The following is a 21,417-nucleotide window of genomic DNA, read 5'->3' on the forward strand; positions in this document are numbered from 1 at the left end:
TCGTAATAACGATAGTCAATGCGTGACGCTTCAATGTCGTGGCGATTAAGTGTGAATTCCGCGTCAAAGAACGGGGTCACCAGGTCAAAGTAGCCCCAGACGCGCTTCGTCTCCCGCAGCTGTGGATTTGCGCGCAGGGCGCGCGACAGGTTTTGTGCTGTGTCCGACCGCCACGGTTCCCAGCCCTCTCCTTCGGGTGCCGTTCTCCAGCTCCAGTTCCTTCTTTAAATTAGGATCCGCAGGAGCAAGGTACAAGCGGTCCCAATCCGCCTTCAGATCAGTCTGCAGGTATTGCATCAGAGCTGCCTTGAAAGCCGCTGAAATCGCGCCGTCGGCTGCGTCACCGGATGGATCGGCTGCGAGATCATCAATTTGATCCTGCGTGTACCGGGAATCGAGCAAGCCCACCGCGAGCCCCTCATTTCGCAGCAGTTCTTCGCGAAGCGAAATCCCTGGATGCGCCAGTTTGAACGTTTGATGTAGTCGCTCGACAAGCCCGTGTAGCGCTGGAGGCCGCGTACGATGACTGCACGGTCACTCGCAGCCAGTGCGTTGCCTTTGAACAGCGCAGGCAGCAACTCGTCGCTGGCAAACTTCCTTCCTCGGCGACGAAGGCTTCCATCGACGCTGGCTTCGGTTGAATCCTGTCGTGATACCGCGCCGTGGCCGCCATCGTCGGCAGATAGGTAATGTGGGAAATAAGATTGTCGCGAACGTACGGCGTAGAACCCGCGTAATCGAGCGCCTGCGAAACGAATATCCATGACTGAGCCGCAGCATGAAATCCGTTTCTAGGATTTCCGCAACCGCTGCGGCGCGCGTCGTTCCGAAACTTTCACCGAGCAGGAAGCGCGGCGCATTCCAGCGCTGGTGCTCGGTGACCCAGGTGCGAATGAACTCGGCCATCGACAACGCGTCTTCGTTCGAACCCCAGAACTCTTTGCCCTCATGCTCGCCGAGCGCGCGCGAATAGCCGGTACCCACCGGGTCAACGAAGGCCAGGTCAGTGACGTCCAGCAAGGTTTCTGTCGCGTCCTGCACCGGGTACGGCGGCAGCCCGGCGTTGCCTGCATCGCTGGGGACAACGACGCGCTTGGGACCGAACGTGCCCATGTGCAGCCATAACGATGCTGAGCCAGGCCCACCGTTCCAGACAAACGTAACCGGCCGTGGTCCCGTTGCGCGTCGGTGCGCACATAAGCGAAGGTAAGAAGTGGACGCTTTGGGTTCGCCGTTTTCATCCCGTAGTTGCATTTTAGCCCGCTGTCGCCGTATAGCGTATGGATACGCCATTAAACTCGCCGCGATGTTCGGTCACGAAGCTCAGTGGCTGGGGATCGCTTGCTGCCGCCTTTGTATCGGCGGTTTCGGCAGCCAATGCTGCCAGCACAGAAAATACGATTACCGCCATCAGTTCCAGCAGCTGACCAATTCCACTTTCTATAATTCATCGACGTTCCCCCGACGCAAAAATGGCGCTCGCCTTATGGCAATGCGATGCTGGAAATAATACAGAGAAGCGCACGGCATCGCGCCATTTCAATGACAACGAATCGCGCTAGCCGCCGCTTGCTTTGAGACGTGCAAAATAGTCTTCGGCCGCTACCCTTACTTTCAGGGCGCCAGCAGGAGGCTGGACACCATCGTAGGAATGGCCATAGTTGCGTACATGCCAGTCAATCAGACCAATAACCGCTCGCAGCGACGCGGCAGCTCCCACAATGATGAGTACCATAACCAGATATACCAACGCTCGTAGCAGCTGCAACAGAAAGCCAGCGCATTTGCCACCGTAGTAACTGAAGGTGAGCACCGTGCTGATACTCAGGAAGAACACCATAACGACCAGCAGCAAACCGCCAAAGCCGGGAAACGCCGACTCGAAGGCGTTGCTGGTCATCGTGATTCCTACGGCGTCGGTTTGCCACGCACCGGTAACCAGAATCGCCAACGCGGTGCACGTGCAAACGATTAACGTGTCGACGAACGGGCCAATCATGACCGATGCGAGCGCTCACGAATGGGCTCGTTCGTTCGGGCAGCTGCCGTCGCAGAGACTCTGTGCCTATGCCTGCCTCGTTCGAAAACGCACCGCGCTGCACGCCGATCAAAATAACCGTACCAACCGCGCCACCGGCCACCGACTGACCGCTGAACGCGTCACTCACGATAAGAGACAGCGCCGGAATTTCCGGGGCATTCTGCGCGGGCGGAGTTTGCCGTCAGCACAAAATAGAAAATCACCATGAACGGTACTACCCGGCTGGTCACGTTCGCTATCCGCTGGAATACGTGCACGATAACCGCGAACGCCGGGGCGTCGATGCGGACACCCAGCACCAGGTCGAATACCAGGTGATCATCGGCAAGGGTAAGACCGGCACAGGTACGGCGACCACATCGCGGATGATTTGCACCAGCTGATTAATCTGGAATATTGGCAAGGTACGGAACAACGCCACGATGCAGAACAACCAGGCCAGCGGCAGCCAGCGACGTCCCAGACCCTCACGAATAACGTACATGGGGCCACCCTGCAAGTCAGCCCAACGTCGCCCGCGATACATGACGGCGAGAGCGACGCAGTATAGATTGGTGGCGATACCGATAATAGCCATAACCCACATCCAGAAAACAGCGCCCGGCCCGCCAACGGTGATGGCAACTGCGACCCCGGTGATATTGCCGAGACCCAAGGTCCCCGAAAGAGCTGTTGCCGAGTGCTTTGAAGTGCGAGATCGCCTTGATCACCGGATTCGGCATCGTATCTCCCGGTGATGATTTCGAAACCGTGGCGGAAATGCCGGTACGGCAGGCCTCTGGAGTGCAGGACGAAGAAAATGCCCCCGCCTACCAGCAAGATGACCAGCGGCGTGCCCCACATGAACGATGAAAACGCATTCAACGCCGCGCCAATGGTTGCCATAGGTCCGTCCGGAAGCCGTAAACGGCATACACCCTCGCGTCCGCTACGCTCCGGCAAACGAGGGCAAATTACCGATTAACCGGGTTGCACGACATCCAGCAGCACGTAACGCAACAGCACTTCGTAGCTGTTGCCCTTTGTCATAGCTAATCCCGGCGGCAACTCCAGTGTGTGTGTTCAGGTGCATCATCCAGCTCGCGGATTTCCTGAAAGAGTTTTTCGCCATGCTTGTAAACCTTGTACTTCACATCTTTGTGCGCGCCGAATTTCAGCAGTACCTGGCTTTCGGTCCAGTCTTTTTTCCGATGGTAGGATCATCTTTTCGGATCCCTTGTTCTGGATTTATCTCGGTCCGGCAATATCAATTCGGGTGCGGAATTTGTTGTGCCACTGGGCGGTGTGCCGGGATTGCACTGCATAACCAAGGCTCTGGTTGAAAGCCGCTGCCCCGGCTAGCTACAAAACAGCCGCCGATCACTGCAAATTTTCGTCACTTTTTGACCGAAATTCTGCAAATTGCAACATCGGTTTGACATCATCCACAGTCAGGACGACAATTACTACAGCTATTCGCCGCTCGCAACACCCTGACGAATTAACGCAGTGACTGGCCAGCCGGTCCGCGATCCGGTAACCGGCCACCGTACCGACAGGCTGGAGTGAATAATCCGGGAACCGCCGCCCGCTGTGAACGTGGGCTACAATCGCCCGCCATGATACCTCCTACTCGCCCTGCTCGTGCTCCTGCTGGTTTTCGGACCCGGCATTTGGGTCAAACGTGTGCTAACGCGTTACTCAACACCGGCCAATCGTTATGGCGGCAGTGGCGCCGAGCTCGCGCGGCACCTGCTCAATCTGTGCGGTTTGAACACCGTGACTGTTGAGCGCACCCAGAACGGCGATCACTACGACCCGACCGCAAAAGCGGTGCGGCTCACCGATGACAAGTACGACGGTCACTCATTGACCGCCATCACCGTCGCCGCCCACGGGGGCGATAGCCCTCGTCCTGAATGGCGTGACCGACCTCGTGGGCGGCGACGGTGATGGCGGTCAATGAGTGACCGTCGCTCGCACCGCTATCGGATCGCCCGTTCTGGGTGCGCTCAACAGTCACGGTGTTCAGACCGGACAGATCGAGCAGGTGCCGCGCGAGCTCGGCGCCACTGCCGCCATAACGATTGGCCGGTGTTGAGTAACGCGTTGGCGCACGTTTGACCCAAATGCCGGGTCCGAAAACCAGCAGGAGCACGAGCAGGGCGAGTAGGAGGTAGATCACAGTGTAGCCCACGTTCACAGCGGGCGGCGGTTCCCGGATTATTCACTCCAGTATACGTTCACTTTCTCGGATCGGCACTCGCTGGCCAGTCACTGCGTTAATTCGTGGGGCTGCAAGCAGCGGAGTTGGCTGTATAGGTCTTGTCTGACTGTGGACTATGTCAAACCGATGTCGCAATTTGCAGAATTTCGGTCAAAAAGTGACGAAAATTTGCAGTGATCGGCGGCTGTTTTGTAGCTAGCCGGACAGCGGCTTTCGACCAGAGCCTTGTTATGCAGTGCAATCCCGGGCACTCCACTGCGGCACAACATTTGCAACCCAAATTGATATTGCCGGACCGTAAATCCGAGAACAAGGGGATGCGAACAATGTCTGCACAATTGATTCAAGACTCAACCGAAAGCCAGGTCCTGCTTGAAGTTCGCGCGCACAAAGAGGTGTGAAGTACAAGGTTTACAAGACGTAGCAAGACTCTTTCAGGAAATCCGCGAGCTGGATGATGCACCTATACATACACTGGAGTTGCCGCCGGGATTAGCTATGGAGGCAAACAGCTACGAAGTGCTGTTGGTTGCGTGTGTGGGATGTCGTGCAACCCGGTTAATCGGTAACGTACCCCTGTTGCCGGAGCGTAGCGGACGCGCTAGGGTGTATGCCGTTTACGGCTTGGGACGGACCTATGGCGACCATTTTTGGCGCGGCGTTGGATGCATTTGAGTCGTTCATGTGGGGCACGCCGCTGGTCCGGTCTGGTAGGCGGGGGCATTTTCTTCGTCCTGCACTCCAGAGGCCTGCCGTACCGTCCCACCACGGTTTCGAAATCGTGGCCAGGAGTACGAACGGAATCCGGTGATCAAGGCGATATCTCGCACTTCAAAGCACTCGCAACAGCTCTTTCGGGGACCTGGGTCTCGGCAATATCACCGGGGTCGCAGTTGCCATCACCGTTGGCGGGCCGCTGTTTTCTGGATGTGGGTTACGGCCATTGTAGGATTATAGCCACCGAGTCTCTGCTGCGTCGCTCGCTGTCACTTCGGGCGCGACATTCGGGCCACTTGCAGGGTGGCCCCATGTACGTTATTCGTGAGGGTCTGGGACGTCGCTGGCTGCCGCTGGCCTGGTTGTTCTGCATCAGGCGTTGTTCGGGTCTTTGCCAATATTCCAGATTAATCAGCTGGTGCAATACCGCGATGTGGTCGCCGTACCTGCTGGTCTTACCCTCCGATGATCACCTGGTATTCGACCTGGTGCTGGGTGTCGTATTTAGCGCCCTGGTGTTCGCGGTTATCGTGGGGGAGGGTTTCACGGATAGCGAACGTGACCAGCCGGGTAGTACCGTTCATGGTGATTTTCTATTTTGTGAGCGGGCCATACTTGCTCGTGCAGATGCCCCGGAAATTGCGGGGGCGCTGTCTCTTATCGTGAGTGACGCGTTCACGGTCAGTCGGTGGCCGGTGGCGCCCTAGTGTAGGTTATTTTGATCGGCGTGCAGCGCGGTGCGTTTTCGAACGAGGCAGGCATAGGCACAGTGGCACGGAGCTGCCCGAACCGACGAGCCATTGAGGGACTGGTTGCCATGATTGGCCCGTTCCGTCGACACGTAATCGTTTGCACGTGCACGCGTTGGCGATTCTGGTTACCGGTGCGTGGCGAACCAGACGCCGTAGGAGTCACGATGACCAGCAACGCCTTCGAGTCGGCGTTTTGCCGGTTTTGGCGGTTTGCTGGTCGTTATGGTGTTTGTTCCTGAGTATCAGCACGGTGCTCACCTTCAGTTACTACGGTGGCAAATGCGCTGGCTTTCTGTTTGGCAGCCGCTACGAGCGTTGGTATATCTGGTTCTACACGGTACTGATCATTGTGGGAGCTGCCGCGTCGCTGCGAGCGGTTATTGGTCTGATCGACGGCATGTACGCAACTATGGCCATTCCTACGATGGTGTCCAGCCTCCTGCTGGCACCAAGGGTAGCGGCCAAAAACTATTGCACGTCTCAAAAGCAAGCAGCTAGCGCCATTTCGTTGTCATTGAAATGGCGCGATCCGCGTGCGCTTCTCTGTATTATTTCCAGCATTGCATCGCCATAAGGCGAGCGCCATTTTTGCGTCGGGGGAACGTCGATGAATTATAGAAAGTGGAATTGGTTCACTGTATGTAATGATGGCGGCAATCGTATTTTCTGCACGGCACATTGGCTGCCGAAACCACCGATACAAAGGCCGCAGATTATTCCCGAGCCACGCAGCTTCGTGACCGAAACATCGCGGCGAGTTTAATGGCGTATGCATACGTATCGGCGAAACATTATTGCCAGTGAGACGGCGAACCCAAAGCGTCCATTTTTACCCTTCGCTTATGTGCGCACCGACGCGACGAGCCAGTTACGTTTGCCTCTGGAACGGTGGGCCTGGCTCAGCATCGTTATCGCTGCGCGTGGGCACGTTGTCCAGCGCATCGTTGTCCCCAGCGATGCAGGCAACGCCGGGCTGCCGCCGTACCCCGTGCAGGACGCCGCTTGCTGGACGTCACTGACCCTCGGTCTTGTAACCGGGTGGTTGCGTATTCGCGCGCTGGCGAGCATGAGGGCGAGGGTCTGGGGTCTGAGGGGGCGGACGCATGGCCGAGTTCGTCGCCTTGGTAGCCGACGCCGGCGCTGAATGCGCCGCGCTTTCCTGCTCGGTGAAAGTTTCGGAACGACGCGCGCAGCGGTTGCGGAAATCCTAGAAACGGATTTCATGCTGGGGCTGAACAGTATTGGTTTCCGCAGGCGCTCGATTACGCGGGTCTGCGCCGTACGTTCGCGATCTTCTCCCACATTACCTATCTGCCGACGATGGCCGCAGGGCGTGGTATAGCGACAAGTCAACCGAAGCCAGCGTCGATGAAGGCTTTTCGTCGCCGAGGCAAGGAAGTTGCCAGCGACGAGTTGCTGCCTGCGCTGTTCAGAAAGGCAACGCACTGGCTGCGGGTCAGATAATAGTACGCGGCCTCCAGCGCTACACGGGCTTGTCGAGCGACTACATCGAACGTTTCGAACTTGCGCATAGGGATTTCGCTTTGCGAAAGAGTTGCTGAAAATGAGGGGCTCGCGGTGGGCTTGCTCGATTCAGGATCAAATTGATGATCTCGCAGCCGAGAATCCCATCCCCGGTGACGCAGCCGACAGCCGCTTTCAAGCTGTTGATCCAATGCTCAGACTGATGTGAAGGGCGACCGCTTGCTTTCCTCCTGCGGATCTAATTTAAACAAGGAATGGAGCTGGAGAACCAGGCGCGAGGTCCAGGAAAACGTGGCCCTGCAACACAGAGCACAAAACCTGTCGCGCCGCCCCTGCGCGCATGGGCCGCTGCCGGGTGTTAAGTGGCGTTCCGTTGACCTCGAGTCGTTGGTTCTTTGAGGACACAGAATCCACACTTAATCGCCACGACATTGAAGGATTATGGTTGTTACAAAGGCGGTGGCACTGACATGCAATAAGGGACAAGTGCCGGGACCGGCTTCTGCACGACACACGGCAGTTGATTCAACAGGCACCAGGACGCCGAAATGACGGAGAGGCAAAAGCCGGCCACGGCGCGGGGACTACGGCTATCTAGATAGCGGGGAAATGCGCCCCCGATACAGCCATCGACGACGTTCGCTCGCGATCCCGACTACCAACTCATCGCCGACGAGTACGGGTACGCCCGGACGAATCCGACGTTCGCAACCGCCGAGGCAATGCTTTGCGAACTGGAAGGCTTTGCTGTTCAGTTCTGAGCATGGCGGCGGCAATGGCTATCGCGCGAGCCCCGGAGACCACATCGTTGCACCAAAAGTAATGTATTGGGGACTGCGCAATTTGGCTGGGTACATTTTTTCTCGCGATGGGGTATTGAGTTGGAGCTGTTCAACGAGCCGCGCGGCCTGGAGAACACTGTCAAAGCCGCAAGCGAAAGCTGGTGTGGATTAAGTATACAGTGACATCATCGATATCGCGGCATCGGCGCGCATAGCGCATGCGGCGGGGCCTGGCGCGCAACTACAGTAATTCAACGGTGGCGACACCCGTGTTGTGCCAGCCTTTGGCTCGGCGCGGACGTCCTCTCGGCAACCAAGTATCTCAAGGGACACGGTGAGGCGGCGGGCGCGCTGCATACAGCTGCCAGAATGAACAATGGGACGCGATCCGGCCGTCGACGGTGGCGCAATCCTGGCATGGCTGTTGCAGCGCGGCATGCGTACCTTGTTCTTCAGAGCGGCAAGTCACTCTGCTATGGCGATCGCTCGCATTCTTCGGGCCACCGAAATTCTGGGTGTTCTTTACCGGGGCTACCGACACACCCGCGGCACGCCGTGGCAAGCGAACAAAGGGGTTTCGGTGGCGGTGTTCTGCCGCTGCGGGTCATGGCGGCGCTGGAAGTCGCACGCCGTGTCAGGTATTCATCCGGCGATGTGGAGAGTTTGATAGAACATCGCTATTCCATCGGACAGCCCGATTCCTGCCGACCTGCTGCGCTTGTCGATCGGGATCGAAGCACTGACGATCTGGATTCGCGATCTGGAGCAGGCGCTGGCGTAGGGCTGAGCCGGAAAAAAGAACCGGTCTTGTGAAACCAGATGGCAGTTGGTTGAGTCGAAGGCCGTAGATAACGCCCAGACCAGGAGATACCAAAGTGCAATACCTGTTATTGATCTATGCAGCCGCGACAGCGGGGAGCCGAAACCGGGCAGCAAGGAATGGGATGCCTACGTTGCCGGCTGTGAGTGCGACGTTCAGCGACTACGAAAAGGGGGCGATGCTTCGGCGGCAACGGCTTACAGGACATCAACACTGCAACCACCGTAGGAGGGTGCGTGGCGGCAAAGTTGAAACCACTGACGGGCCGTTCCGCTGAGGCCCCGGGAAGTGCTGGGTAGCTACCTGATGGAATGCAAAGACCTCGACGAAGCCATCGCGTATGCAGCCATACCGGGCGCTAGTTCGGTTGGGGTTGAAAGTCGACCCATCATGCAATTTGACTGAACCGCGAAAATGCAAGAGTTCTGCCGCACGGTCGCTGCACTTGTGCGCGACCAGTGGGGGCGGGGTGCTTGCAACGTTGGTGAAGAATTTCAGGCGATTTTTCGCTGGCCGAGATGCCCTCAGGAGCGCGTATTCATTGAGGCATTGCAGCGCTCGCCCTGCCGGGGCAACCCGCGCCGTGGCCTGGTTACTGACGGTTGCCGGCGCAGGGTTATTGATCACCTGCGCCACCAGAAGGTCACCAAGGAAACCGAGCTTGGAATCCTTGCCGACCAGCGAGAAGGTATTCCCGGCGGTGGAGGACGACGAGTTGATTCCGGATGAACGCTTGCGTCTGATATTCACCTGTTGTCATCCGGGCGTTGCGACCCGTCCGCTCAGGTTGCACTGACCCTGAAGACATTGTGGATTCCGCACGTCCCGAACTCGCGCGTGCCCCTCCTGAGCGCCGGAAAGCCCGCGATCGGTCAGCGCATCGTGCGTCAAGCGCAAGAATTCGCGAGGCGGCGATTCCCTTCCGTGTACCCGATCCGGAACAGTTGCCCGAAAGGCTTCACAGTGTGCTCGCCGTTATCTATCTAATCTTGACCATGGCGACCCCGAAGACATACGTCATTCACTCTCGATGAAGCCGAATCGGCATACTTCCTGGCAGTCTGCGCCGACTGTTCCCCACGTGGGATTGCACGCGTTAATGTTTTTGCAGTCGCTAGCGCAGCACAGCGCGACTGATAACAGCAACGAGCTGGTCACGCTCGATCAGGCGCTTGTGGGACCCGGCGATTGATTCGGACGGCCAGGACATGATCGTCGAAGCAGCCCGGTCTGGTGGGCCGGGCCGTTGCTGGGGATGAATAGCGCGTGCCGTCCAGCGCCGAATACTTGAGGAAACGGATTGGCTGCGGAATTGCGCGAGTTTGTACGTCTCCTGTATACGGCGCGGCCCATCGCTGGTGATCAAACTGAACGCGACGGTCGCGCGTTCTTTTGCCGGTGACACTGAAGCCGCCGTTGCGACGCTCGATGAGTTGGAGCAGGAACCCGCGCTGTTTCGCTATCAACCGTTGGCGGAGTTGTGTCGAAAAGCGGGCGACCTCGGGCCGCGCCCGCGACCGCATTGCGTGCCTTGACTAGTCAGAATGATGTCGCCGACTACTACATCCAGAAACGCCTCGGACGGATTTGAATCTGCCGCAGGCGGCGCCGGATGAATGCCAGAAAGCGGGCGGTAATTTGCTGCTCGTTTTCAGGTAGCGGTCCCGCAACAGGGTTTGCCGGCTTTGCATCAGGTATACGTTCACCCTTGATGTACGCCCTTGCTGGTGTTGCGACTCCAGAGGATCGTCCGGCCCAGATGACAATATCAGCGTCTTTGCCCGCGACAATACTCCACTTCGATCAGCAACGCATAGAACTAGGCGGGTGTAAGCGTGAGTGCGCGTAACGCTGTTTTCCACGTCAATCCGTTGGCAACCGCGATGCCTGCTGCCTGTGTGATGTTACGCGCGTTGTGCGTTTGGACGCTGCTGCCGCCAAAGGCAATGGCAACACCTGCATCCGCCAACAATGCGGCTGCATCGAGACGCGCGTTTGCGGTTTCTGAAACTGCCCGGGCGAATTTTTGATGGAGTCGAGAATAACGCCATACCCGCATCAGCAAGTCGTTCGGCAACCATCCATGCTTCCGTTTCACCACAATCAACGACGCAAATTGTATTCCTCGCCATGGCGAGCAGGATTTCAATATCACTCGCCCGGTCCACGTGGACGATCAAAGGCAAGGTGCTTTCAATCACGGCTTGCAGTGTTTCCGAGGTCTAGCTGGCTAGGGAGTGGCGCGCCGACTGCCGCGTTCGAATTCGTGCACGGCGTCGACGTCGTTCAAGGACTGTCGAAGCTGGAGCAAGGCGGCTGCTCTGGAACCGCCGGCCGGACTCCTACAGTCGCCGAAGGAGTGCACCAAGCCGAGGTCGGCCTGTCGTCGAACCACTGAGTCTCGGTGTCCCCGGGGCCTGCGATTGCGCGAGAGGGCCCCAAAAAAGATGCAACTGACCAGCCTCATCCGGTCCCACGGCGCCTGATGGCATGATGGCGGCACGCGTGATGCCTTCGATTGACGGCGATCGATGTCGAGCGGCGGTTGTAAGCATCGGCAACATCGAAAGCCGCGCGTTGATGAAGTCCACGGTTGCCCCAACGGCGCCTGCGCTTCGGTCAGGCCCAGTTCACCCCGTGGCGGACAAATTGCGGGGTCGCGAATCTTGCCCTTTGGCGTCCGCCACCGTTGCGCCGGGTGGCAGGATTGTACCTAGTTACTTAATTACGCCGCTTTAAATGATCACAGTGGCGTTTTCCGGAGTACGCTTCGGATCGCTGAGCAGATTATGCCTGGCGCCGCGCATAATGACAATGGTTTCCGCCTAAGGCTAATGGCAGCAGAAATAAACAGAAGCAACAGTTCATTTGGCACCTCCTGCCGGAAGCCGTCGTACCAACTGACGGTGCGACAGGTTATTGCCGGTTGCTGGCGGTCATAAACTTAGCGCACGTCAAATGGGGAGCAGCCCGTTTGGCTTGTTATCCTGACGTTGAAACAGTGCCACTGCCGGATTTGTTGTGTCTGCTGCTTGCCAGCGTACCGGTTTGATCCGGGATGCCGAGTGCTTGAGCAGCGTTCAACATTATGCAGCGAATAGCGCGCTCTGGGGGTATCTCGATTCCGCGTTGCGCACCCATAACTTGGCGCTTTCCCTGGTTCAGCCGTTGAATGCCAGATCATCATGCGATGTTATTAGGCGCAGGCCTCCGCAGCGTCGATGATGGCCGCGTTCACGGATACGTCGTAGCTACCGTCTGAAACCCCGCCGGTCTGCGCAGCAGGCGCGAACGTTGTTCTCTGCCAGCAGTTCAGAATATGCGCTCGACCACATGGTGAAAGGCAGTGATTTGATAGATGGATTGCTTTCGCGATTTCGAGCATGACGGCCGTTAATCGGCACGGTAACAATGATTGTGAATCAGAATTTCGCCGTCCGGTACACCGCCAACGTTTGCGTTGGAGATCGGGTCGGATATTCGCCTTCACCGTTCGCGGGCCTTGTGATGTTCCCGGTATTGCGCAGCCGCGATCCAGGCACTGGGTGGCCCGCCGAACATTCCCCATCCGGGTTGAAGGCGTGCCGCAACTGCCCCACCCGTTTCGCTCACAGGCCGCTTCAGGCCATAGGGCGCGCCTGGAAACTTCATGTCCGTGGTTCGAGTGCCGGGTACATTCTTAAGCGTAACGCCGCGACCGCCTGACCCGGCGATCACTTGTAGCGAGGTAATGCCGCCGGCCAAGGCCGCGGACGAAGCCCGGGTCTTGCGGCCAGACACTGTGTTCAGCCGAGGCTCTGGCGGCTGTCGCTTCGTTGCCGTGAATGGGCATCCACACCAGGGCTGGGATAGACGCCCAGGCGGAGTGGACATAGAGATGATGCCGGGCGTCACCCACGGGGCGTTTCGCGCGTTCGGCATCGGGGGCCTTGATACCCTGGCCAACAGCCAGGATACGTTTGCAGTTGCATCGGCGTTATCCAGGCGCTCCCGGTTCCTGTCGGCGCTCTCGCGCCGCTCAGCAGTGTGTCTGTTGCCGGTAGCGCGCGGTAACGACTGTCCGTGGCGGATCGCCACGGTCGTCGTTGGCCCCGGTCACTGCACATAGCGATGCTGCAGCACACAGCATTAGTAACGGTACGCGTGTTCTCATCAGTAACTCCGTTTCGGCAATTACAGGCTGCAACAATCACCCGGGTGTTTGTGGCAGAGCGTTATTGCCGGGTATGTGGCAGAGTGAAGTTATGTGGAGCAGAATGGCTACACGGCTAGGCTATGGGAGGTCCCCTGCGAAGCGAACAGAGGCCGGCTTGGGGATGTGTCAGGTCAGGTGAATTATGGGGGAGATTTAATGCAAGACGCTAAAATGGTGTGACGATTACGCAGCAGGTAATGGGCTGCTGGATCGACGGGTTTTTCTGCGGGCTGGCGTTGGTGTTAGTGCAGGTTTGCTAAGCGCCAGGCGGTCGGCAAAAGCGGGAACCGTGGAGCAGTCAGCCCGGTGCACCGATGACAGCGGGCGCCTTCGTCGCAGTACCGCACATTATCAAACACGTTGGCATCGGGCGCAACCGGGCACAGATCCCGTACGCCGCTCGAACACCTGGATGGGATGCCCGAGTGCATTTCGAACGTCATCGCCCGATATTGATCCCGCGCGTCGTCTTTACATCACCGGGCTCCGTGCTAAAACGCCCGTTGTCGTTCAGCCTGGAATCTCTATTGCGTTTACCGACGGTCTCGAGGATTCATTCTCGATGTTCGGGCAACAGCAGCAGCATGCTCGCCCCGGAACCACGGATTTTGCCGGCGAATTGCACGCTTTGTGTTCGAGTGAGTGGGGCGGCGTATACAGTGTTTGTGGATGAAGCGGGGGTTGAGAAAGACGCCTCATGGATAGTGGCGGACGGCGCCGATGCCGCCATGATGAGTCGTAGCGTGCCGATGCAGAAAGTCATGGAGACCCATGGTTCCTGTACCAGAATGGCGAACCGCTGCACGCCCAGGCATGGTTATGTCCGATGCAGTTCCTGGGTGGGAGGGCAACATGTGCGTGAAGTGGGTGCGTAATGGTGCACGTCGGCGCCAGCAATGACCAAGGGAGCAACGTCCCGATACTCGGACCTCGCAGACAACGGGCGGGCGCCACTGTTCACTTCCCCGAATGGGCGTCAAATCGCTGATTACGAGTCGGTCTCCGGGCTGGCTTTGGGGCCACCGGGCATCTATCAGGTAAAAGGCGTTGCCTGGTCGGCGAATCAGACGGGTTGACCGCGGACAGGGGGCAAGAGCTGGGCAGATGCGGCTCTCGATGACAGCGTATTGGAATGAGCGTTACCCGCTTCGCAGCGCATGGCACTGGGAGGTCGGCTCCCGTGATTCTCAGTCGCGCGACTGACGAGCGCGGCGATATCCAGCCCACCCGGACGCAGGTACTGGCAGGCAGGGCGAGCAATTCTTTTTCATTACGACGGGATTCAGGCCTGGGCGATCGATCGCCAGGGGAAGGCGCGATGTCTACGCGTAACTGGTTGCGACTCGCCTTTGCCCGCATTCGCCTTCGCTGACACCGCACAACTGGGCGGTTCGGCGGCTGAAGCCGATGCAGTCAATTTCACGATCATGCCTGATGGTGCTGGTTTACCGGCCGGTTCGGGAACCGCTGCGACACTTGTGGCAGTCTGTAGCCTGTCACGGTGTCAACGGCGAAGACGAGTCAGATGACCGACTGGCAGGAGGGCATGGCAGTCTGCAATGGAATCAACCGGTCAAGACCATCGGTAGCTATTGGCCTTATGCGACAACATTGTTCGATTATGTTCGGCGGCCATGCCGTACGCGCGGGGCAAGAACAGACGAAATCTCACATGGTTTGCCTACCTGTTGCACCCTGAATGGGGTCATTGAGGCCGATGCGGTTATCGATGGCAGGTTGCCGCTGGTGAGGAACAGAGGTAGTTTTTGACTGGGCGTGGGAGCCCCATGAACGCGTTAGGCGCCTTGTCGCGTGCCCTCGCAGGCATGGAGACTCACGGCCTTGGGACGCTGGCTGTTACCCGTGTCGTGTGTGGGGGCGCGGCCTTCGCCTCCATCTGTCCGACCGATTTCTCTTTTAAGACTTTGGGCCGGGTCGCGCGGTAGTGCGGCTCAAGCGCCGCAAGGTTAGAAGTCGCCTTGACCACACTATCGCGCAATGGCCGAATCTGGCGGAGCTGGCACGGGTGCTGGAGGTGAGTATCCGCGGACGGCGCTGGATTCACATGGTAGCGATTGAGTATCTCGCGCGCGCTGAAAGCGGGAATGTCACTGCGACCGCCTTCTACCTATATGACGGCCCGGCGCAGGACATAATTGTGGAAGCGTCGGTACGCAACAAGCATGAGCAAAGATCTCGGGCGACAGTGCCCGATACGCTTCGCCCCCGTTCCAGGTAGTGGCTAGCAGCCTTTGCCAGACGTGAGTTGGGGCCGAAACGGTCGTTTAACTGGCGAAATGGGGACTCTCTCGGATCGTCCAGGGCGTGTTTTGTTAAGTTTTTTTCATAACCGAAGGACTGGCCGTAAACGCACAAGAATAAACCCGGAGAGTCCTATTAACTGAAAAATGCCCGCCGATGTCGTAGCAATCAAGCGGGGCCGAGTCATGGCAATCAATTTGCTGGGGCCCGGCATTGGCCTCGCAAATGCAAAAGTACTGGTTGATGGGACAATCTCGTTTTCGTCTGAATCCGAAGCCACCGCGTGGCGTGAAGGACTACAACCCAATGAACCGCCGACTAATTAGTATGGCGTTTACATTGTTCGCGGTTTTTTCTGGTCTACAACTCTATTTCACTGTCCGGTGGATTCGGTCGTTCAAGCCGCTGTATACAACACCGCGACCTGCGACACGCTCGTTGCATCAATGCGGTGTTTTACTAGTTCAACGGTTGATTGTTGGCCGGCCCGTCCGAGCCGGGTGCCAGGACCACTGGGCCAGTGAGGCTCCAGGTGTCGGCCACTTTTTCAAGCCTGCACGCCGTTGACAAATACGTGCTCGACGCCGGTGGCGTACTGATGCAGTTCTTCGAAAGTGGCATGGTCACTGAAAGTTGCAGATAGAAAACGAGCGAGCGTCAGCGTAGTAGTCCGTTTTCAGACGACCCCACGATGCAGATGCTGGTATTGAACGCCGGCAACGAGGTCATCGGTCGAACTTTCACCTCTTCTATTGGCATCAGGCTTGTTTCGGCGGACAAACCGACTGATGACCCTGGCAAAGTTTCCCATAGCGGGGTGTAGGCTGGAGTTAAGAACACCTTCACCAGCACGGTCAAAACGAAACTGATCCACGGTTTTGCTCCTTTCAGCTCACGTGAATTGGTGCGTCAAGGTGAAGGCAGCGTCGACCCGGCTGTCGTCCTCGAGATGACCAGATCGATAGCAGTGGCGGCCGGGTCCTGTCGCGTTCGTCGGCCACTTTCCTGAGAGGCTCTGCCGATCAAGGGTTGGGGACAGAATTTTCATTCCGGAAACCGAGCAACCGAATGTTTTCCGGCCCGGCCTGCACGTAAAAGTTCTGCAGTCGTTGCGGTCTTCATGCATCTCCGCTATGACGAGTTCGCGCACTTCCGGGTCCTTCAGACGCTGGACCATGCGTCAGTGCGACCTCCACACCTCACAATGGCATTGTGGCATCAAGTCCGGTACGCAGGGCGTGTAGGAACCTGCGCCCGATCCTCTCGGACCGGCGGCGCGGCGTCCTCGATCATGTTGAACACGTTCTCAAGCTTGAACCAGTCTGTATTTCGACGCTTTGAGGTGATAAATTTCAGCGAGTGTCGCTCGATATCTTGATCAACTCCTGTACCGCTTCTTCGAGGCGATTGCCTTCACTGCGAATATGCGAGATGTAGCCGCCACCGAATTCAGCTGCCGCCGAGGCCGGCGCAACTAACTCGTTCGTCCGCGAAACTGTCGGGGGCATAGATCAAGGATGAGCCAACGCCGATGACGGCCTCACGCATTGCAGCCGAGTCGCAGCAATTCCTCGGCGGTGGCACGCCGATCATAACGTAATTTCACCTCGTAACACGCACGGGTCCCGCGCCGATGTACGAAGCCACGTTCACTGACACTCCGCGGTTTTCCAGCTCTTCCAGGTATTCGCCAACGTCGGTCGGTTCACGTCATGTCGCCCTGGCGCTCCTTAGTTCGGCTTTTCATGCTCGAATTCAGCGGGACCGATTGGCGCCTTAGCCCCTCGAGGGTTACGCCCTGATGTATGTGCGCTCGGTGCGCAACCGTGCTTTCGATGATGCTGTCCCAGGAGAGCATGTTGATGAAGCCAGGCGCGACCGTAGCGTGGGACCCCCTCCGCTCCTGTAGCGAGGCCGAGGTCGCCCAGGGCCGCGATACGATCGCCGTTACATGGCAACGTCGCCGCGGTGAGGCGCGGCGCGCTCGTCCTAGATCGTTCCATTGCGGTAGGCGAAAGCCGCTGTCTCGGCAGCTGGTGCTTGCTTCTTCGGACGGCGCTGACAACAAACAACACTAGACACAAACGCGCCCAGGGACGCTGTTGTTCGTTGATTCCGCCTGATTCAAGGAGAGACGAAGCTGATTTATTTTACGGGCACCTCTTCAATCTACACGCCGCGCACTTCCCGCCGAGCTGTTTACCGCGTGCATCCTCGCTGGCCGCAACTGGACAAGGTTAACTGGATACGTATTTTTAGACCAATGGGCAGACTATGCCCAACGCCGTCGTAGCCCGAACCGATCCCGACATTATCCGTTAGCTCAGCTTCACCACGTGGTCGAAATGATGAAGCGTCATCGAGAGCGCCATGCTACGCTATTCGCGGAATGCATCGTTCTTCATCCGTTGCTTCGCCGGCCTCGCTCTTCAGCCGCGCGCGCATGGCTGCGCCACGTTTGTTCGCCGTCGTCACGGGATCCTCGGCTCATGAAGGCTGAGCCGAAGAATGATCGTCGTCACGCCGTTGTTTCTCCCGCGCACCGTAGTACGTCGGACGTGCTTTTTGCGCTCCCGCCCTAAAGTGAAATGCCGCCATCGATGCAACGCTGTGACCCGGTACGCTGGTAGTGTCCATGACGTCCCAGAATGCGTCGGTCTGACACGCATCATATCAGCATGATGCCCAGTCGGTGACCGCAACGAACCTCCTCACCGGACGATCTAACCCGCCCCATAGTCGTCCGATGTGATTCGACGAGCCGTAAGCGAGAGCGTTATGTAGCGAATAGCGGTCGAATGTACACGTAGAGGTAGCCTTTCAATCAGGTGACCCTGTTGCCGAGCGCGCAACCGTGTTGCGCGACTGGGCATACGACTTCCGCGGGCGAGACTATATCAGCGATTAGAACGTCCCTTCGACAAGGTCGATGAAGCTGTCTGCAACTAAAGCGCCCTTCAGCTCAAGGCTCGCCTGCAAATCAACATGAAGGGAACGTTCGCCGCCCTGTTCACGGCGCGGTAAATCGGACAGACCGAGTCCGTTGCCTGACTCAACATCAGCAGGCGTCTTTTCGAGAATTCGATAGGGCACGTAGATGTCTCTATCAATGATGGTATCCTCGCTATGCGCCGGGCAGCAGCGTGCCGACTTTCGCTACGGGTGTCGCTGACGGTGAATCATGGCTTCCGCCGACTGTCAGTAACGATGACACTGGCGGTGTACGTTTTCCGGTTCCGAATCCGGGCAGCGCAGAGTATAGGCGAAAGTACCTTCGCAAATGAGCTTTATCAGGCGACACAGCTGTGAACGTACTGTTCGAACAGCCAGATAGTGGTGACGAACAGTAAAGCATTGCTGCAATCGACAGTAATCATAATATGGTATCAGGTTATAAATACCAGTATAGTGTGATTATCAATTCCAATCCCGTGGTAATTTACCGATGTTTTGGGCGACCGAGGCATGGGCTGACAACGGGCAACGCGGAACCCATGCCCTTGCGACTCACGCGGCGTTTCATTGAACACGGTGCGCCGTAAAGCAGGGAAGCAACAGTTCGCTGGATACCCCTTTGGTCAGCCTGTTCATGCGCTGGGCGATGTACAGCGATTATTGCTCGACGAAGGCCCGACCAGGTTGAGCTTGCGCAACGCGAACAGCAGCCGCAACGCCCACGACGGATGACGGTGAGTGGCGATGGTAACAGTAGAACGTCTGGAGGATTCGTCTGTGGGACCGGGACGTCAGTACACTATCCGGACGACGGGCCGGGCTGGCCGCATTCGAGTACGCGCCTGCGTTTTCAAGGGGCCGGATCGAGTTGTCGGCATCCGCTCGGACACGTGTCTATCGTTTTTCCCGAACTCGCCAAGACGTCCTTCAAGGGACTACTCACCCATTCACTACCCGATCATTTTGGCGATCCCCGTATCGATCAATGCTGGTCCGCGAAGGGCGCGACAAGGCAAGTTTCAATCCGGTCGAGCGGCTTTGCTATATAGGCAGGCGTGGCATGGGGGCACTCGAATTTCGCCCGGCAACCCCAAGGCGCCGAAAAGTTCCCCGCTGGAAGTCGAGAGTCTGGTGGAACTGGCTCGGCGCCGTTCTTGACCTCCGTGACGGCTTGCATCGCTTGAAAAGGCGGTGCCACCGACTACAGCGGAAGAAGCGCTGGACGAACATATTGCGTGTTGGGGCCGCGAGCCGGCAGACCCGCGCAAAGGCCGGTATCACGTGGAAAACAACGACGGAGTCACCATCCGAATGCACCGGGAAACTTAGAATACTGATTCTGAGTTTGATGGTGTTAAAGTCGCCGACGTGGCGTTCAGGATCCGCGGTTGGTATCGAATACGCTTACTACCTGATGGCTGTCGCCGCTGGCATCAGCATAAGTAAGTGTTCACTTGCTTCGAAGAAAGAGATGGACGCAGTATGACCGACGTTTTTGTGGATCGTCTCGAGACGCCGGCGGAACGAAGAATCCGGCCGTCCCAGATCACTCTATGCGCTTGCTTCACCCTGGATAATGCACTCCGGGGCGCAGTGGACGGGGCGGATTTTGAGTGATTCAAACGCTCAGCATGTCGGCGCAGGATATTCATGAGCCAATTTTCGCCGAATGTATTCGGATGTTCCGTAGCGCGTCATCAGGACGATACGGCGCAAAGGATACATTCCCTACCTGATGGACGAGAAAGGGCGTTGGCAGTTTATCGCCTGCGTTTCGATCGTCCTCAGTAAGGAGCCGCGTGGACGCGTTCGCATCAGATGAGTGTCGATGGACAGCGCGATCAGAATATGGCGCTGGATGCTGTTGCGGTCGAGTATTCGATACGGAATATCAAGATGATTCGGACGGATTATCTACCGACTCGATACGTACGCTGCGAAATGCGGGGTGATCATCAGCGATAGCTTGCATTTCATTGTAAGATGCAAAAACCCCGCCGGTGGGACAAGGTTAACTGGCTGTCATTCGCGTCGCCGATTTCGTCAGCATTCCTTTGGGGAAAGGTCATTACCGCTGGTGAAATGGGCATGCGTGGCAGCGGCTTATCGCTGCGGAGACAAGAGAAATAAAGTAAATTGGTAGGCGAGTGTTTCAATTGGTAACAGCAGGTCCTACAGTATTGCCGAGCCTGATGCAGTTGCCCTGAACCAATGAAAAGCCTGTTTACTAGACGATGAAGCGGCGCTCCAAACTGTTCGAGTCCCCTGCGTCGTTTGTTCGTGGAGCTGGATTGGGAAGCCGTCGAAGTTGCAGCGTTTACAAACCCGTGATTACGATTTGCTGTCTTTGACATTGCATTGCCAGGCATCGTCGACGTTTTCTCGTGTCCTCCCCCCATCGTCGTCGCGGTGATGTCATTGATCGCGTATCCGGACTTTGAGCTGAGCACAAGCGACTACATCGCGAGACCATTTCGACCGCGCGAGCTGGTGGCGAGAATCCAGTACGGCGCAGAGTGGGCCGCGACAACGAATAGTTTTGACGGGATTGTGATAGACCGTGATGCGCGGAACGGTAAGTGTTGACGGTAATGACATCGAGTTGACCTCCATGGAATACGAGCTGCTTGTCTTGCTGACGATGTCCGGCGAGACTCGCGCGACGAAATATTGTCAAGTTTGCGGGGTATCGATGCGGCGATTTTGACCCCGATTCGATATCATGATCAGTCGCTTGCGCTTAGCGAATTAGGTAATCCGGCCCGGACGCTTTATTCAGACCCCGTCTGGGGTCGGGGCTATTTGTTCATTAGCCGTGCGCCAGAATGCTTAACGCCTCGGCGCGTTCATTATCATTTCACTTGTCGGAGATCTTTGTGGTTCTCAGCGCGACCTTCGTGTTTTTTGCCATTCTCACCAGTGCGCTGGGTCTACGATACCGATGAAGTTCGGGGAACTCGTTGGTGGCCACTTTATCGTTGCCGTCTGCGTACGTGCTGGATAGATCGTAGAGCACATCGTTGCGATTGGTGTTACCCGCAAAGTACCGGTCGGACGTTGGATTACGGGTCCGGAAATTCGTGGGCCTCGGTTCCTGCCTTTCCCGAAGGATGGGAACCAGCCTTCAACCGGGGAGAAGTCCTGGGGGCGATTGGCCAATCGGCTGCTGGGCAGCTTCGGTTATCGCTTGTCGCATTAGGTG

21 protein-coding genes and 2 pseudogenes are annotated in these 21,417 nt (G+C 57.5%); 12 read left to right on the forward strand and 11 right to left on the reverse strand.

Annotation, left to right across the window (positions count from 1 at the left end):
- Positions 1 to 84 precede the first annotated feature (84 nt).
- The 4 genes and pseudogenes from AC0L8N_RS18705 to AC0L8N_RS18720 form a co-directional block, all read right to left on the reverse strand.
- The gene (locus AC0L8N_RS18705) at positions 85 to 408 is read right to left on the reverse strand and encodes a hypothetical protein (RefSeq protein ID WP_473669937.1); all 324 of its coding nucleotides are present in this window, start codon (positions 406 to 408) and stop codon (positions 85 to 87) included.
- A gap of 126 nt (positions 409 to 534) precedes the next feature.
- Positions 535 to 1,254 carry a S10 family serine carboxypeptidase-like protein gene (locus AC0L8N_RS18710; RefSeq protein WP_473669939.1) on the reverse strand — a complete coding sequence of 240 codons (720 nt, stop codon included), beginning with the start codon at positions 1,252 to 1,254 and terminating at the stop codon, positions 535 to 537.
- Between the two features lies 1 nt (position 1,255).
- Positions 1,256 to 1,411 carry a hypothetical protein gene (locus AC0L8N_RS18715; protein ID WP_473669941.1) on the reverse strand — a complete coding sequence of 52 codons (156 nt, stop codon included), beginning with the start codon at positions 1,409 to 1,411 and terminating at the stop codon, positions 1,256 to 1,258.
- Positions 1,412 to 1,558: 147 nt separating this feature from the next.
- A pseudogene (locus AC0L8N_RS18720) lies at positions 1,559 to 2,926 on the reverse strand (alanine/glycine:cation symporter family protein).
- A gap of 732 nt (positions 2,927 to 3,658) precedes the next feature.
- On the opposite strand from AC0L8N_RS18720, the pseudogene AC0L8N_RS18725 reads away from it, so the two are divergent.
- Positions 3,659 to 3,916 (forward strand): annotated as a pseudogene (locus AC0L8N_RS18725) (zinc metallopeptidase); the annotation flags it as partial.
- On the opposite strand, the gene AC0L8N_RS18730 reads toward AC0L8N_RS18725, so the two are convergent.
- On the reverse strand, positions 3,900 to 4,223 hold the full coding sequence (locus AC0L8N_RS18730) for a zinc metallopeptidase (protein WP_473669943.1): 324 nt from the start codon (positions 4,221 to 4,223) through the stop codon (positions 3,900 to 3,902). The pseudogene AC0L8N_RS18725 and the gene AC0L8N_RS18730 sit on opposite strands and share 17 nt — an antisense overlap.
- 1,052 nt (positions 4,224 to 5,275) lie before the next feature.
- Between AC0L8N_RS18730 and AC0L8N_RS18735 the strand changes: the two genes are divergently transcribed.
- The 3 genes from AC0L8N_RS18735 (at position 5,276) to AC0L8N_RS18745 (ending at position 6,290) form a co-directional block, all read left to right on the forward strand.
- A complete protein-coding gene (locus AC0L8N_RS18735; protein WP_473669945.1) occupies positions 5,276 to 5,671 on the forward strand; it encodes a hypothetical protein in 396 nt (131 codons plus the stop codon).
- A 62-nt stretch (positions 5,672 to 5,733) separates the two neighbouring features.
- Positions 5,734 to 5,955 carry a hypothetical protein gene (locus AC0L8N_RS18740; protein ID WP_473669947.1) on the forward strand — a complete coding sequence of 74 codons (222 nt, stop codon included), beginning with the start codon at positions 5,734 to 5,736 and terminating at the stop codon, positions 5,953 to 5,955.
- Positions 5,910 to 6,290: an alanine:cation symporter family protein gene (locus AC0L8N_RS18745; protein ID WP_473669949.1), complete on the forward strand. Its 381-nt coding sequence runs from the start codon at positions 5,910 to 5,912 to the stop codon at positions 6,288 to 6,290. Before AC0L8N_RS18740 ends, AC0L8N_RS18745 begins: the two co-directional genes overlap by 46 nt.
- Before the next feature lie 775 nt (positions 6,291 to 7,065).
- On the opposite strand, the gene AC0L8N_RS18750 is transcribed toward AC0L8N_RS18745, so the two are convergent.
- Entirely contained in the window at positions 7,066 to 7,248 is a 183-nt protein-coding gene (locus AC0L8N_RS18750) for a hypothetical protein (RefSeq protein WP_473669951.1), read from the reverse strand.
- Between the two features lie 1,111 nt (positions 7,249 to 8,359).
- Between AC0L8N_RS18750 and AC0L8N_RS18755 the strand changes: the two genes are divergently transcribed.
- The 3 genes from AC0L8N_RS18755 (at position 8,360) to AC0L8N_RS18765 (ending at position 10,338) form a co-directional block, all read left to right on the forward strand.
- On the forward strand, positions 8,360 to 8,650 hold the full coding sequence (locus AC0L8N_RS18755; RefSeq protein ID WP_473669953.1) for a hypothetical protein: 291 nt from the start codon (positions 8,360 to 8,362) through the stop codon (positions 8,648 to 8,650).
- A 567-nt stretch (positions 8,651 to 9,217) separates the two neighbouring features.
- Positions 9,218 to 9,532 carry a hypothetical protein gene (locus AC0L8N_RS18760; protein WP_473669955.1) on the forward strand — a complete coding sequence of 105 codons (315 nt, stop codon included), beginning with the start codon at positions 9,218 to 9,220 and terminating at the stop codon, positions 9,530 to 9,532.
- Between the two features lie 629 nt (positions 9,533 to 10,161).
- Positions 10,162 to 10,338, forward strand: a complete 177-nt coding sequence (locus AC0L8N_RS18765) for a hypothetical protein (protein ID WP_473669957.1) — start codon at positions 10,162 to 10,164, stop codon at positions 10,336 to 10,338.
- Between the two features lie 284 nt (positions 10,339 to 10,622).
- Here AC0L8N_RS18765 and AC0L8N_RS18770 read toward each other — a convergent pair whose 3' ends face one another.
- From AC0L8N_RS18770 to AC0L8N_RS18780, 3 genes are all read right to left on the reverse strand, one after another.
- Positions 10,623 to 10,901, reverse strand: coding sequence for a hypothetical protein (locus AC0L8N_RS18770; protein ID WP_473669959.1), 279 nt, complete (start codon positions 10,899 to 10,901; stop codon positions 10,623 to 10,625).
- Between the two features lie 1,388 nt (positions 10,902 to 12,289).
- Positions 12,290 to 12,583: a hypothetical protein gene (locus AC0L8N_RS18775; protein ID WP_473669961.1), complete on the reverse strand. Its 294-nt coding sequence runs from the start codon at positions 12,581 to 12,583 to the stop codon at positions 12,290 to 12,292.
- Between the two features lie 238 nt (positions 12,584 to 12,821).
- Complete coding sequence (locus tag AC0L8N_RS18780; protein ID WP_473669963.1) at positions 12,822 to 12,956, reverse strand: hypothetical protein; 135 nt, start codon at positions 12,954 to 12,956, stop codon at positions 12,822 to 12,824.
- A 356-nt stretch (positions 12,957 to 13,312) separates the two neighbouring features.
- On the opposite strand from AC0L8N_RS18780, the gene AC0L8N_RS18785 reads away from it, so the two are divergent.
- The 4 genes from AC0L8N_RS18785 (at position 13,313) to AC0L8N_RS18800 (ending at position 14,768) form a co-directional block, all read left to right on the forward strand.
- Entirely contained in the window at positions 13,313 to 13,873 is a 561-nt protein-coding gene (locus tag AC0L8N_RS18785; protein ID WP_473669965.1) for a molybdopterin-dependent oxidoreductase, read from the forward strand.
- Between the two features lie 21 nt (positions 13,874 to 13,894).
- Positions 13,895 to 14,074: a hypothetical protein gene (locus AC0L8N_RS18790; RefSeq protein ID WP_473669967.1), complete on the forward strand. Its 180-nt coding sequence runs from the start codon at positions 13,895 to 13,897 to the stop codon at positions 14,072 to 14,074.
- 104 nt (positions 14,075 to 14,178) lie between these two features.
- A complete protein-coding gene (locus tag AC0L8N_RS18795; protein WP_473669969.1) occupies positions 14,179 to 14,370 on the forward strand; it encodes a hypothetical protein in 192 nt (63 codons plus the stop codon).
- A gap of 35 nt (positions 14,371 to 14,405) precedes the next feature.
- On the forward strand, positions 14,406 to 14,768 hold the full coding sequence (locus AC0L8N_RS18800; protein ID WP_473669971.1) for a hypothetical protein: 363 nt from the start codon (positions 14,406 to 14,408) through the stop codon (positions 14,766 to 14,768).
- A gap of 1,844 nt (positions 14,769 to 16,612) precedes the next feature.
- On the opposite strand, the gene AC0L8N_RS18805 is transcribed toward AC0L8N_RS18800, so the two are convergent.
- Both AC0L8N_RS18805 and AC0L8N_RS18810 read right to left on the reverse strand, forming a co-directional pair.
- The gene (locus AC0L8N_RS18805) at positions 16,613 to 16,768 is read right to left on the reverse strand and encodes a hypothetical protein (protein ID WP_473669973.1); all 156 of its coding nucleotides are present in this window, start codon (positions 16,766 to 16,768) and stop codon (positions 16,613 to 16,615) included.
- A 1,396-nt stretch (positions 16,769 to 18,164) separates the two neighbouring features.
- A complete protein-coding gene (locus AC0L8N_RS18810; RefSeq protein WP_473669975.1) occupies positions 18,165 to 18,353 on the reverse strand; it encodes a hypothetical protein in 189 nt (62 codons plus the stop codon).
- Positions 18,354 to 18,990: 637 nt separating this feature from the next.
- On the opposite strand from AC0L8N_RS18810, the gene AC0L8N_RS18815 reads away from it, so the two are divergent.
- Positions 18,991 to 19,701 carry a HipA N-terminal domain-containing protein gene (locus AC0L8N_RS18815; RefSeq protein WP_473670245.1) on the forward strand — a complete coding sequence of 237 codons (711 nt, stop codon included), beginning with the start codon at positions 18,991 to 18,993 and terminating at the stop codon, positions 19,699 to 19,701.
- Positions 19,702 to 21,417: the final 1,716 nt, after the last annotated feature.

The sequence above is a fragment of the Woeseia sp. D3-10 genome (genome assembly GCF_055809415.1).